At 66.0% G+C, this 12,309-nt stretch carries 13 protein-coding genes; 4 read left to right on the top strand and 9 right to left on the bottom strand.

What is annotated here, in order from left to right; genetic code table 11:
- The first annotated feature begins 46 nt into the window (after window positions 1-46).
- A complete protein-coding gene (gene egtD, locus S58_RS23625) occupies window positions 47-1,018 on the top strand; it encodes an L-histidine N(alpha)-methyltransferase (RefSeq protein ID WP_015667894.1) in 972 nt (323 codons plus the stop codon).
- Here egtD and S58_RS23630 read toward each other — a convergent pair.
- Together S58_RS23630 and S58_RS23635 are read right to left on the bottom strand one after the other, a co-directional pair.
- Window positions 994-2,196 carry a low temperature requirement protein A gene (locus tag S58_RS23630; RefSeq protein ID WP_042340173.1) on the bottom strand — a complete coding sequence of 401 codons (1,203 nt, stop codon included), beginning with the start codon at window positions 2,194-2,196 and terminating at the stop codon, window positions 994-996. The genes egtD and S58_RS23630 overlap by 25 nt on opposite strands.
- Before the next feature lie 40 nt (window positions 2,197-2,236).
- Entirely contained in the window at window positions 2,237-2,476 is a 240-nt protein-coding gene (locus S58_RS23635) for a BolA family protein (protein WP_015667896.1), read from the bottom strand.
- 249 nt (window positions 2,477-2,725) lie between these two features.
- Between S58_RS23635 and S58_RS23640 the strand changes: the two genes are divergently transcribed.
- Entirely contained in the window at window positions 2,726-3,091 is a 366-nt protein-coding gene (locus S58_RS23640; RefSeq protein ID WP_015667897.1) for a DUF427 domain-containing protein, read from the top strand.
- A gap of 91 nt (window positions 3,092-3,182) precedes the next feature.
- Here the strand turns inward: S58_RS23640 and S58_RS36020 are convergent, their stop codons facing one another.
- A complete protein-coding gene (locus S58_RS36020; protein ID WP_042340888.1) occupies window positions 3,183-3,356 on the bottom strand; it encodes a DUF1328 domain-containing protein in 174 nt (57 codons plus the stop codon).
- Between the two features lie 425 nt (window positions 3,357-3,781).
- Here S58_RS36020 and S58_RS23650 point away from each other — a divergent pair, with 425 nt between their 5' ends.
- Window positions 3,782-4,978: an acyltransferase family protein gene (locus S58_RS23650; RefSeq protein WP_015667899.1), complete on the top strand. Its 1,197-nt coding sequence runs from the start codon at window positions 3,782-3,784 to the stop codon at window positions 4,976-4,978.
- Window positions 4,979-5,286: 308 nt separating this feature from the next.
- On the opposite strand, the gene purL is transcribed toward S58_RS23650, so the two are convergent.
- A complete protein-coding gene (purL, locus tag S58_RS23655; protein WP_015667900.1) occupies window positions 5,287-7,497 on the bottom strand; it encodes a phosphoribosylformylglycinamidine synthase subunit PurL in 2,211 nt (736 codons plus the stop codon).
- A 198-nt stretch (window positions 7,498-7,695) separates the two neighbouring features.
- Here purL and S58_RS23660 point away from each other — a divergent pair, with 198 nt between their 5' ends.
- The gene (locus tag S58_RS23660; RefSeq protein WP_015667901.1) at window positions 7,696-8,178 is read left to right on the top strand and encodes a PaaI family thioesterase; all 483 of its coding nucleotides are present in this window, start codon (window positions 7,696-7,698) and stop codon (window positions 8,176-8,178) included.
- Window positions 8,179-8,274: 96 nt separating this feature from the next.
- Here S58_RS23660 and S58_RS23665 read toward each other — a convergent pair whose 3' ends face one another.
- The 5 genes from S58_RS23665 to S58_RS23685 form a co-directional block, all read right to left on the bottom strand.
- Window positions 8,275-9,012 carry a tetratricopeptide repeat protein gene (locus tag S58_RS23665; protein ID WP_015667902.1) on the bottom strand — a complete coding sequence of 246 codons (738 nt, stop codon included), beginning with the start codon at window positions 9,010-9,012 and terminating at the stop codon, window positions 8,275-8,277.
- Between the two features lie 162 nt (window positions 9,013-9,174).
- A complete protein-coding gene (locus S58_RS23670; RefSeq protein WP_244440632.1) occupies window positions 9,175-10,035 on the bottom strand; it encodes an amidohydrolase family protein in 861 nt (286 codons plus the stop codon).
- 16 nt (window positions 10,036-10,051) lie between these two features.
- The gene (locus S58_RS23675; protein WP_015667904.1) at window positions 10,052-10,852 is read right to left on the bottom strand and encodes an SDR family NAD(P)-dependent oxidoreductase; all 801 of its coding nucleotides are present in this window, start codon (window positions 10,850-10,852) and stop codon (window positions 10,052-10,054) included.
- Between the two features lie 2 nt (window positions 10,853-10,854).
- Window positions 10,855-11,403 (bottom strand): carboxymuconolactone decarboxylase family protein, encoded by a 549-nt coding sequence (locus S58_RS23680; protein ID WP_015667905.1) that lies wholly within the window; start codon window positions 11,401-11,403, stop codon window positions 10,855-10,857.
- Window positions 11,404-11,417: 14 nt separating this feature from the next.
- Window positions 11,418-12,236 (bottom strand): alpha/beta fold hydrolase, encoded by an 819-nt coding sequence (locus S58_RS23685; protein ID WP_042340174.1) that lies wholly within the window; start codon window positions 12,234-12,236, stop codon window positions 11,418-11,420.
- Window positions 12,237-12,309: the final 73 nt, after the last annotated feature.

The following is a 12,309-nucleotide window of genomic DNA, read 5'->3' on the forward strand; positions in this document are numbered from 1 at the left end:
ATCAACGACCCGACACGTCGCGCCCGTGCGCGTCCAGGAGAGTATCATGAACGTGCATGTCAATGCTCTAGTCAACGCCCATCTTCCTGACGAGAAGACGTCGGCCTTTGCGTCGGATGTGGTGGCAGGTTTGACGCATCAGCCCAAGCAACTGTCGCCCAAATATTTCTATGACGCTGCCGGATCCGACCTGTTCGAGCAGATCACGCGATTGCCGGAGTACTACCCGACCCGCACCGAGCTCGACATTCTCCGGGATCGAGGCGCCGAGATCGCCGCAATCATTGGTGACAACGCCGCCCTGGTCGAGTTCGGAGCCGGCGCGACCACCAAGGTGCGTCTGCTGCTGGAAAGCTGCCGCTTCGCGGCCTACGTCCCGGTCGACATCTCCGGCGACTTCCTGACGGCACAGGCCGACGATTTGCGGCGCGACTTCCCGGAGCTCGCCGTCCATCCGGTCATTGCCGACTTCACCACGGCCTTCAAGTTGCCCGCGGCCATCGAAGGACAGCCGAAGGTCGGCTTCTTTCCGGGATCGACGATCGGCAATTTCGAGCCGCACGAAGCCTGCCGCTTCCTGCGCTCGGCGCGTGAGATCCTGGGCGTCGGGGCTCGCATGATCGTTGGCGTCGACCTCGAGAAGGACGAGCGCGTTCTGCATGCCGCCTACAATGATGCGGCCGGCGTGACCGCGCGCTTCAATCTGAATCTGCTGCTGCGGATCAACCGGGAGCTCGGTGGCAATTTCGACCTGTCGGCCTTCGTCCACCGGGCGATCTACAATCGCGAGCAGCACCGCATCGAAATGCATCTGGTCGCGCGCAAGCAGCAATCGGTTCGCCTGCTGGGCACCACGATCTCGTTCCGGGCCGGCGAGAGCATCCACACCGAGAACAGCTACAAATACAGCATCGAGCGGTTCGGCGCGCTGGCGCGCGGGTCGGGCTGGAAAGTCCAGACCGTCTGGACCGACGCGGCGAAAATGTTCTCGGTTCAGGCGCTCGTTGCCGAAGCGTGAGGCTCCGGTTTCGAGCGCAGCGAGAGCGTCTCCCAGAGGGCCACGATCGCCAGCAGCACGCTCGTCAGGGCTGAAAGAACCAGCGGCGACAGCTCGGTCGCAAACCAGCTGAGCCCGATCAGGGCCAGCAGGCCCGCACCGTGCGACAGCTGCAGGAAGCCGCGGATCCTGAGCTTGAACAGGATGGTCCCGAGCAGGAACACGAACGGACCGCCGATCGTCGTTGCCGCCGTATTCCAGTCGGCATGTCCGAGCGGATGCTTCAGGACGATCTCGTCGGACACCGCCGAGACGATGATGCCGGCGACGATCGGCATGTGCAGATAGGTGTAGGCGGAGCGCGCCATCAGCCCGGACTGGGTCGACCGCGAAATCACCTCCGAGCCCGCCTCGGCCCCGCGGTTGAAATACACCGCCCACATCGCGACCGTGCCGACGAAGGCGCCGGCAAAGGCGGCGATGTTGGCCCCGGTCCAGTCGAGTTCGGCCAGGGTCGCGCCGGTCACCACGATCGATTCGCCGAGCGCGATGATGATGAAGAGCGCGCAGCGCTCCGCCATGTGGCCGCCCTCGACCATCCAGTCGTCCACCGTCGACCCGCCGAGGCCTGGAATCCAGAAGCGGACGGCCGGCGAGATGTATTCGAGCGTGAGCGCCGCCCCCCAGAGCGCCATCCGCGCCGAGCCGTCGGCAAAGCCGCCGAGCAGCCAGAGCACCGCCGAGGCGCTCAGCCAGGACAGAATACGAGCCGCGTTCAGGCGCACGGCGGATCGCTGCGGCGGGGTCGCCGTAAGCCAGAACGCCGTCCGGCCGACCTGCATGGCGGCGTAGGCGATCGCGAACCACAGGCCGCGATCCTCGAATGCCCGCGGGATCGACATCGACAGCACGAGGCCTGCCAGCATCAAGGCAAACAACAGGCCGCGGACCAGCGCCTTTTCGGGATCGAGCCAGTTGGTCACCCAGGCGGTGTAGACCCACACCCACCACACCGCGAGAAACAGGGCAGCGGTCTGCGCAGCGCCCAGCGGGGTGAAATGGCCGATCAGGTAATGCGAGATCTGCGTCACGGCGTAGACGAAGACGAGATCGAAGAACAGCTCGACGAACGTAACCCGGCTGCGCTGGTTCGGCTCGAGCACGCGGAACAGCGCGCCACGCGGATTGTCCACCGCCATCTCCCCCAAGGATGCGTGCTGCCCTGCCTATTCCGGACGGTCAGCGCGGGTCAGGCACCCCGGTCTGCAACGCCAGGGCATGCAGCACGTCACCCATCTGCCCGCGCAGCGATTGATAGACGAGCTGGTGCTGCTGCACGCGGGACTTGCCGCGGAAGGCCTCCGAAATCACGGTCGCGGCGTAATGGTCGCCATCGCCGGCGAGATCGCGAATCGTCACCTGGGCGTCAGGGATGGCAGCCTTGATCATCTGCTCGATATCGTGGGCATCCATGGGCATCCCGGTGCATCTCCTTCTGTCGGGCGACGGGTGGTGCAAGGCCTGCGGTGCGCCTGCAGCCCCCATCAGTGCGCCGTCAAAGGCGGCGAATCAAGGCGTTCTCGCGCGACCGTGATGGTCGAATTTAGCGCGAACCGCTTCCGAGGTCACGCCCGGAACCACTATATAGAAACATCAGGCAAAAAGCGCCGGACCGGGTGCCGCACCCCGATGCCGGATCCGCGAAGGTTATCACACTAAGGTTATGACATGAAGCTGCCAGGACCGGATCACCCCATCACCATCACCCGTAACCCGAAGCGTGTGCGGGTGCTCGCCGACGGCGTCGTGATCGCAGATACCACCAGTGCGCTGACGCTGAAGGAAGCAAGCTACCCGGCTGTTCAATACGTGCCGCGCGACGATGCCAACATGGCGGCACTGCAGAAGACCGATCGCGTCACGCATTGCCCCTACAAGGGGGATGCCAGCTATTTCAGCATCGTTGCCAACGGCAAGACGCTCGACAACGCGATCTGGAGCTACGAGGCGCCCTTCCCGGCCATGACCGAGATTTCAGGCCATCTGGCGTTCTATCCCGACAAGGTGCGGATCGAGGAAGTTGCGGCTGACTAAGGTCTGACGGATCGACCGCCGCGGGTTGGCCCGAAGCCAGCACCGGCGCGGCGGTCGCATCCCCAAAACCTTCAGCTTCACGAAGTCTTTGCTACACCCTGAAGATCGTGAGCCCGAGGATCAGGAGCACCAGGAAGATCACCAGGAAGACGTAGAACAGGATTCGCGCGATGTCGGCGGAAGCTGCCGAGATTCCCGTGAAGCCGAGAATGCCGGCGACCACCGAGATCACGAAGAACAGCAGCGCCCATTTGAGAAGAGTCACGGTATATTCCTCCGGTCCAGCGCCGAGCCGGCGCGTCGCCTCTCTAACGACGCCGCTGGGAACCGGTTCCTTCGAGCGACCGAGGGCGCGGAGATTTCCGCTGCTCCGGACCACGGAAGCGTAACTTCGTAGGTGGTCTGTCCGTAAAGACAACGAGTGCGAAAAATCGGCTTGTGTGTGAGAAATCGGCTTGCAGGCCGCTGCACTTGCTGATTTGCAGCATCGACGACGAACATTTGGTATTCCGGCGCCGTCATGCATCGTTCGGGACAATGCCCCGGCGAATGATGGTGCCAAAGTTACACGAGCTCATTTATTGCAAGCTCGCAGCCTTGGATTGACGCATGCATCACCGCCCGCAGCGGGGGGGATGCTGATGTCACGCCAGCGGCAAGGGCACGGCTGCAGCGGCGCTGGGGGACGACATGGTCATATCTGTTACGCAATCGGCGGCGGCCGCGAAGGTCGAGCTTCAGGCCCGCCCGCGCGCCAGGGCGCGCAATGCAGCTCTCGACCACGCCCGCACCTTCCTGACGCTGGTGGTGCTGCTCCACCACGCCGTGATTCCCTACACCTATTTCGGGCACACCGATCCGACGTCCTTCCTCGGCTTCGATGGCATCGTGCTGGCCACCGACAGCTTCTTCATGGCCATGTTCTTCTTCCTCTCAGGCCTGTTCGTGTGGTCGGGGCTTGCTCACAAGTCGACGCTGCAATTCTTGCGCGACCGGCTGCTGCGCCTTGGCTTGCCGTTCGCCGTCGCGGCGCTGACCCTGATTCCGATCGCCTATTATGCGATCGAGCTGCGCGCCAACCCCGAGGCCACCTTCACGGCGTACTGGTGGAAGACGGTCACGGTCGGTCCATGGCCGAGCGGACCGATCTGGTTCATCTGGGTGCTGCTGGCGCTCGACACCTCGGCGGCGCTGCTGTACCGGGTGTCGCCGCGCCTGCTCGAGCCGATCAACCGGCTGTCGCAACGCGCCTTCGAGCATCCGCGCGACTTCTTCCTGGTTTTCCTCCTGATCACGGGCTTGCTCTACATTCCATCCCGCGTCTATTTCGGCCCGAATAACTGGTTCGAGGCCGGTCCGTTCTCGGTCCAGGTCAGCCGCATTCTGCTCTACGCCGCCTATTTCTACGTCGGGGCCGGCATCGGCTCAGCCAATTTCGAACGCGGGCTGCTGGCTGCGGAAGGGCAGATCTCGCAGCGCGGGCTCGGCGCCTGGACCGTGGTGACGATCGTGCCCTACGCGCTGTTGTGGGTGCTGATCACGATCAAGCGCCAGGTGCTCGGCAATCCGCCTCAGCTGCCGGATTGGTACGAAGCGGCGTACGGATTCTTCTTCGTGATCTTCAGCGCCGCGATCCTGTTCGCGATCCTGTCCTACTTCCTCAACAACCGCCGCTCGGAATTCTCCGTGCTCGACCGCATGCAGGCCGATGCCTATGGCATGTTCCTGGTACACTACCCGATCGTGCTGTGGCTCCAGTACTGGCTGTTCGATCTCAATCTGCCGGCCATCGCCAAGGCCACGATCGCCTTCGTCGCCACCGTGCTCCTGAGCTGGGGCGCAACGTGGGTGCTCCGGCAGATCCCGGGTGCGAAGAGCGTGCTCTAGGAATTGTTACCGTCATTGCGAGGAGCGAAGCGACGAAGCAATCCAGGAGTCCCTTCGGAGCCCTGGATTGCTTCGCTGCGCTCGCAATGACGCGCTGGGAAAGGCCCACGGCGCTCACAACAAACTCCGCTGTCGTCCCTGCCTAGTGCGCAATTGCGCACGCGGCGCAGGGACCCATAACCACAGGAGTTTGTTGTTGGCGCGGGTCAACGACCAGCTGCCCAGCAACTCCGGTCCCGGAGTATAGGTCCCGGATCGGCGCCACGTCGGCGCGTTGCGCCGCCGTGGCTTGTCCGGGACGACAGCGGTTAGGCGGCGCTACCACCCATGTAGTTCGGCAGCCAGCTTTCGAACCGGGTCTTGAGCGACGCGATCTCGACCGCAGCTTCGCCGGCGATGGCCAGCGCGGTGCCGCCCGTCGTGCCGATCCGCGTGCAGGGCACGCCGGCGCCGCGCATCTTGGCGAGTACGCGGCCGGCCTCGGTTTCCGGCACCGTCACGAGATAACGCGCCTGGTCCTCGCCGAACCAATAGGCATGCGGCACGATCGACGCCGGCGCAGCCAGCAGCCGCGCGCCGATGCCGGAGGCCATCGCCATCTCGGCGAGCGCCACCAGCAAGCCGCCATCGGACAGGTCGTGCGCCGCGGTCGCCGTGCCCGCATGGATCATGCCGCGCACGACATCGCCGATGCGCTTCTCGGCAGCGAGATCGACCGGCGGCGGGGCGCCCTCCTCGCGGCCGCAGACATCGCGCAGATACGCCGACTGGCCAAGCCAGCCATGGGTGTCGCCGACCAGCAGGATCGCCTCGCCCTCGGCCTTGAAGGCGATGCTCGCCGACTTGGTGAAGTCGTCGAGCAGACCGACACCGCCGATCGAAGGCGTCGGCAGGATCGCGCGGCCATTGGTCTCGTTGTAGAGCGAAACGTTGCCGGACACGACCGGGAAGTCGAGCGTGCGGCAGGCTTCCGCGATGCCCTGCAGGCAGCCGACGAACTGGCCCATGATCTCAGGCCGCTCCGGATTGCCGAAATTGAGATTGTCGGTGATGGCGAGCGGCCGGCCGCCGACAGCCGTGATGTTGCGCCAGGCTTCGGCGACGGCCTGCATGCCGCCTTGATACGGATCGGCCTCGCAATAGCGCGGCGTCACGTCGACGGTGAGCGCGAGGCCCTTCGGGCCGTCCTGGACACGCACGACGGCGGCATCGCCGCCGGGGCGCTGCACGGTGTTGCCGAGAATGACGTGGTCGTACTGCTCCCACACCCAGAGCTTGGAGCACAGATCCGGAGTTGCGATCAGCTTCTCCAGCGCCGGGATGATGTCCATCGGTGGCTTGACGTCGCGGGCATGGATCACCGGCAGCGCCGATGAGGCGACATGCGGGCGGTCGTAGAGCGGCGCCTCGTCGCCGAGCTCCTTGATCGGCAGGTCGGCCATCACGTCGCCGCCATGCTTGACGACGAAGCGCTTGCTCGGCGTGGTGTGGCCGACGACAGCGAAATCGAGGCCCCATTTGCGGAAGATCGCCTCGGCTTCCTTTTCCTTCTCGGGCTTGAGCACCATGAGCATGCGCTCCTGGCTTTCCGAGAGCATCATCTCGTAGGCGCTCATGCCGGTCTCGCGCGTCGGCACGGCGTCGAGATCGAGATCGACGCCGAGATCGCCCTTGGCGCCCATCTCGACTGCCGAGCAGGTCAGGCCGGCTGCGCCCATGTCCTGGATCGCGATCACGCAATCCGCCGCCATGATCTCGAGGCAGGCTTCCAGCAGCAGCTTCTCGGCGAAGGGATCGCCGACCTGAACGGTCGGGCGCTTCTCCTCGGAGGAATCGTCGAACTCCGCCGAGGCCATCGAGGCGCCATGGATGCCGTCGCGGCCGGTCTTGGAGCCGAGATAGACGATCGGCATGTTCACGCCGGAGGCCGCCGCATAGAAGATCTTGTCGGCGTCGGCGAGGCCGACCGCCATGGCGTTGACCAGGATGTTGCCGTCATAGCGGGTGTGGAAGCGGGTCTGGCCGCCGACCGTCGGCACGCCGAACGAGTTGCCATAGCCGCCGACGCCGGCGACCACGCCCGACACCAGATGCCGGGTCTTGGGATGCTCCGGGGCGCCGAACGACAGCGCGTTCAGGCAGGCGATCGGCCGCGCGCCCATCGTGAACACGTCGCGCAGGATTCCGCCGACGCCGGTGGTGGCGCCCTGGTACGGCTCGATGTAGCTCGGATGGTTGTGGCTCTCCATCTTGAACACGACCGCCTGGCCGTCGCCGATGTCGATCACGCCGGCATTCTCGCCCGGACCCTGGATCACCCAGGGCGCCTTGGTCGGCAGGCCCTTGAGATGGATGCGCGACGACTTGTACGAGCAGTGCTCGTTCCACATCGCCGAGAAGATGCCGAGCTCCGTGAAGGTCGGCACCCGCCCGATCAGCTTCAGGATGCGCTCATACTCGTCGGGCTTCAGGCCGTGGGCGGCGACGAGCTCGGGGGTGATCTGCGGTTCATTGCGCATGGAGAAATGCCTCTGCCCCGTGGGCCGCTGGTCCCGTGAAGCCTGTTCATAGAAAGATAGGGCTGACGGGAAAAGGCCTTTTACGGCCCTATTCCGCCCTGTCCAGAGCTTTGGCCCGGGGGCCAGGAACGAGTAGATTTGCAGATTGGCGACCAATCGGATTTAAGACGGTAAATCAACAGTTAAAGGCCCTCGCACGTGCACGATCTGACCCGTTCCGCCTTCGAGAACCGCCCCGGTATCCATATCGCCACGGACGGCGAGTTCGCCGGCTGGCGGACCTGGATGCGCGACAGCTACGAATCCCACACCGGGCCGTTCTGGCACCGGATGGAGGACGACGGCACGATCCGCTGCGCCTTCCGGGTCGAGAAGAAGCATTTGAACGGCGGCGGCAACGTCCATGGCGGCTGCCTGATGACCTTCGCCGACTATTGCCTGTTCGCGTTCGCCGCGCCGATCATGCAGGGCCCGGGGGTCACGGTGTCGTTCTCGTCCGAATTCCTCGATGCCGCGCGCGAGGGCGAACTGATCGAGGCCACCGGCGAGGTCACCCGCGCCGGCGTCTCGCTGATCTTCCTGCGCGGCATGCTGCATTCCGGCCCAAAGCCGCTGTTTTCGTTCTCGGGCACGATCAAGCGCATCAGACGGCGGACGCCGGAGGCGGCGAACTCGCCGTAGCCGGAGTCGTAGCCCGGATGAGCGCAGCGACATCCGGGGTCTCACGCGCGCTATCGGTGAACCCGGATATCGCTGCGCTCATCCGGGCTACGGGCCCTACCCCGCGATCTGCTTCTCGGCGATCGCGATCCATTCCGCCTGGGCCTTGCGGACATGGCGCGGGGCGCGCTTCATCTGGATCAACAGCTCGGTGAACACGATCTTGGCTTCGGCAATCCGGCCGACCAGCTTGAGCAGCATGCCGTAGCGGACTTTCGCTTCGCTACCCGGCGCATAGTCCAGCAACGCCTGATATTCCTCGATCGCCTCGTCGGTGCGGCCGGCCTCCTGCAGCGCCCGCGCGTACAACAAATGCGCCTCGGCCGAATTGTAGTCCGGCCAGCTCTTCTGCAGCGCATCGAGCGTCGCCAGCGCGTCCGCAGGACGGCGGCGCGCAAACTGCGCCTTGGCCTTGCCGAGCGCGAACAGCGGCTCGTGGCCCATCGGCAGGCTGAGGATGTGGTCGTAATGCTGCTCGGCCTCGTCGTAGCGGCCGATCGCGACGCATTCTTCGGCGAGCGCCGCACGGTTGGCGATCGTGTCCGTGATCGCGACGCGATCGGACAGCTCGCGGTAGTATTTCTCGGGATCGAGCTTGTTGGCAACGCGCTTGCGCGCCTTCTGCACGTCGTGGCTGCCGAGCCATTCGGGCACCAGCTCGACCACGATGTAGGCGAGCGCGCCGATCATCGGCACCATCAGGATGATGAAAGCCCAGGGCTGCAGCCGTCCGGTACGCGAAGCATGGTAGATCAGCGAGATATCGAGAAGCAGAACAACGAGGGCGACAGGCACGGCAGACCCCACTCACGGCCGGAACTTTACACGCCGACGTTGATAACGTGACCAAGCGCGGCCGACAATCCCACGTCTTTGCAGGCCATGTTGACGACATCAGTGTGACGCGGCGACGTCACGGACGGTTCAAAGAGCGCACGTTGAGTGATGTCGAAGAGGTCAGCGCGGCGGAGTGTCGAAGCCGAATAGCTTGGCAGGATTGTCGACGAGAATCCGGCGCCGCAACCAATCCGACGGCGCGATCTCGGTCAGCAGATCGACCAGCGCGGCGTCGTCGGGCATCGGACCACTGATGTTGACGTGCGGCCAATCGCTGCCCCACAGCACGCGCTCCGGCGCGTGCGCGGCGAGATCGCGGGCGAACGGCACGACGTCGCGATAGGGCGCGCCCATCAGCGAGATGCGGTCGGCGCCGCTGAGCTTGACCCAGACCCGTCCGCTGTCGAGCAGGCGACACAGGATCTCCCGGCCTGCGGCGAGGTTCTGGCTCAGATCCGGACGGGCCATGTGGTCGATGACGACGCGCGCCTCGATCGCTGCGATCAGATCGGCGTAGCGGATGAGATCGGCGCCGGTGACGTGGATGGCGACATGCCAGTCGAACGGCCTGACGAGCGCGAGCACGGCCTGGATGCGCTCCGGCGCCGGCGCGCCGCCGAGATGCGCCAGGAAGTTGAAACGCGTGCCGCAGACGCCGGCCACGTCCAGACGCGCGACCTCCTTGGCGGAGACATCCGGCCCGAGCACGGCGACGCCGCGATAGCGGCCGCGCCCCACGGCAAGGGCATCGAGCAGCGGGCGATGGTCCCGGCCGTGGCCCTGGCTGTGCACGATGACGGCACGGTGGAAGCCGAGCCGGTCATGTAGCCGGCGCAGCGCCGTTTCCGGCGCCTCCGGCGGCGTGAAGCTGCGATCGCCCGGCAACGGAAAGCGATCGAACGGGCCGAAGATGTGGCAATGCGCGTCACAGGCGCCGGGCAACAGCACGCCGCGCTCGGCCGGGATCGAAACGTCAGGCATCGCAGGGCTCATGGTCTCAGTCACAGCGGGCGCTCATGCCGCCATCGACGATGATCTCGGTGCCGGTGATGAAGCGGGCCTCGTCGGAGACGAGAAACAGCGCGGCGTTGGCGGTGTCGCGGCCGTCGCCCATGAAGCCGAGCGGAATTCGGGCCTGCCGCGTCTGCAGCAGCGCCGCGACATCGCCGCCGGCGCGCTGGCCGGCGAGGCGGGCCTCGACCATCGGGGTATGCATCTGGCCGGGCACGACGGTGTTCACGCGCACCCGCTGCGGCGCATACTGCACGGCGACGACGCGCGAGAACTGGATCACCGCAGCCTTGGCCGAGGCGTAGCCGACCTGCGCCGACCCGGTCCAGCGGATGCCGGAGGTGGAGGCGGTGTTGACGATGGCGCCGCCGCCCTGCGCGGCCATGTGCGGAAGCGCCGCCTTGCAGGTCAGGAACACGCTTCTGAGGTTGAGATCGAGCTGGCGGTCCCAGCCCTCCTCCGTCAGTTCGACCGGGCCGCCCGGCGCCGATCCGCCGACATTGTTGACGAGAATGTCGACCCGTCCGAACGCGGCGATGCAGGCATCGACCATGGCGCTGACCGCCGCCGCGTTGGTGACGTCGCAGCTATGAGCGGTGATCGTGCCGCCTTCGGCATGGGCGCGGGCCAGAGTCTCGTCCATGCGTTCGGCGTTGCTGTCGACGGCGAACACCTTGGCGCCCTCGCGCGCGAAGATGACCGCGGCCGCCCGGCCGTTGCCCCAGCCCGGACCGACGCATCCGGCACCGGTGATGATCGCGACCTTGCCGTCGAGGCGCTTCGTCATGCTCAGGGCTCCAGCTCCGGCCTCTCGCCATCCGGCAGGCCGATCTCGAAGGCGTTGAGGGTGAGCGCCACCAGCGCGTAGTAGCCGATGATGCCGACGAGATCGACCACGCCGCGTTCGCCGAGGGCATCAGTCGCAGCCGCATGCAGATCATCCGGCACCCGGCCGGTCGCGAGCAGCAGTTTCGTGTAGTCATGAACAAGTTTCGCTTTGGGGTCGGTGAACTCAGGCGCACGCCGCATCGCGAGCGCGTCGATGACGGCGGGGTCGATGCCGGCCGCAAGCCCGTCGCGCTTGTGGGCGTACCATTCGACATGCGAGGTCCAGTGCCGTGCGGTCACCAGGATCGCGAGCTCGGACAGCGCCGGCGGCAGCGACGTGTCATAGCGGACGAACTCGCCGAGCTTCTGGGCGCGGCGCCCGAGCTCCGGACTGTGCAGCCAGGCCCGCAGCGGCGCCGGGATGCGGCCGCGCTTTCCCGCGATGGCCTCTTCCGCCACGGCACGCTGCGCATCATCCATATCGGCGAGCGTGAGCTCCTTGATCCGCATGCGATCACTCCCGGTCACGAGGCGCGCGGCAGCACCGGCCGTGCTGCGGGTGGCGCGAGAAACGCGAGCAGGCGCCGCGCCAGCTCGGCCGGCGCCTGCACCTGCATCAGATGACCGGCCTCGTCGATCCTCGCGTAGTCGGCGTGCGGGATCATCAGCGCCAGCGCCGCGACCTGCGCCTCCGGCCGCAACAGATCATGCGCTCCGGCGAGCACCAGACAGCGGTGCGGGATGTCGCGCAGACGGCCGCGCAGGTCGACCTCGGCGAACGCAAGATTGTTATGGGCGTAGCCGACCGGATCATTGCCGAGGAAGCGGCCGAGATAGGTGAGATATGTATTGCGGTCACGCCGCAGCGCGGGCGGATAGGAGCGGTCTAGCGTCTCGGCCGCCACCGCCCGCATGCCGGAACGCATGCACAGCTCGGAGCGCCGGGCCAGATAGTGCACGCGATCGGCATCGACGCTGAGCGCAGGCGCGCACAGCGCCAGCGCGGACACGCGGTCCGGATAGGCCAGCGCGAAGCTGACCGCCACCGCAGCCCCGGCCGCGACGCCTGCAATGTCGATAGGTCCCTCGATCCCAAGCGCGGTCAGCAGCCGGTCGAGATCGCAAACATGATCATCGAAGCTGAAGGATGATCGCGGCTTCTCCGACAGGCCAGCGCCCCGCAGATCATAGCGCAGGATACGTCGCCCCTCGCCGAGTTCGGACATCAACGCATCGAAGCTTTCGAGGCTGCCGCCGAGCTCGTGCAGCAGCACCAGCGTCTGCGCTCCGCTGCCCCGCAGCTCGTAGCGCAGGGTCAGTCCGTCCAGGTGGATCCAGTTCATCGGCAAGGCGCTCGTCTCATCCCAATTGGCGCCGGCACGGCGGCGCGGTTTGACTCGCCATGGCCCGCTTGCA

The sequence above is a fragment of the Bradyrhizobium oligotrophicum S58 genome, from assembly GCF_000344805.1.
GTDB classification, from domain to species: Bacteria; Pseudomonadota; Alphaproteobacteria; order Rhizobiales; family Xanthobacteraceae; genus Bradyrhizobium; species Bradyrhizobium oligotrophicum.

What these genes read in the sequence shown, in the direction of transcription:
- S58_RS23640 (WP_015667897.1), top strand. Translation starts at nt 2,726, where the DNA reads ATGAAGCTGCCAGGACCGGATCACCCCATCACCATCACCCGTAACCCG.
- S58_RS23680 (WP_015667905.1), bottom strand. Translation starts at nt 11,403, where the DNA reads ATGCGGATCAAGGAGCTCACGCTCGCCGATATGGATGATGCGCAGCGT.
- S58_RS23675 (WP_015667904.1), bottom strand. Translation starts at nt 10,852, where the DNA reads ATGACGAAGCGCCTCGACGGCAAGGTCGCGATCATCACCGGTGCCGGA.
- egtD (WP_015667894.1), top strand. Translation starts at nt 47, where the DNA reads ATGAACGTGCATGTCAATGCTCTAGTCAACGCCCATCTTCCTGACGAG.
- S58_RS23685 (WP_042340174.1), bottom strand. Translation starts at nt 12,236, where the DNA reads ATGAACTGGATCCACCTGGACGGACTGACCCTGCGCTACGAGCTGCGG.
- S58_RS23635 (WP_015667896.1), bottom strand. Translation starts at nt 2,476, where the DNA reads ATGCCCATGGATGCCCACGATATCGAGCAGATGATCAAGGCTGCCATC.
- purL (WP_015667900.1), bottom strand. Translation starts at nt 7,497, where the DNA reads ATGCGCAATGAACCGCAGATCACCCCCGAGCTCGTCGCCGCCCACGGC.
- S58_RS23670 (WP_244440632.1), bottom strand. Translation starts at nt 10,035, where the DNA reads ATGCCTGACGTTTCGATCCCGGCCGAGCGCGGCGTGCTGTTGCCCGGC.
- S58_RS23630 (WP_042340173.1), bottom strand. Translation starts at nt 2,196, where the DNA reads ATGGCGGTGGACAATCCGCGTGGCGCGCTGTTCCGCGTGCTCGAGCCG.
- S58_RS23650 (WP_015667899.1), top strand. Translation starts at nt 3,782, where the DNA reads ATGGTCATATCTGTTACGCAATCGGCGGCGGCCGCGAAGGTCGAGCTT.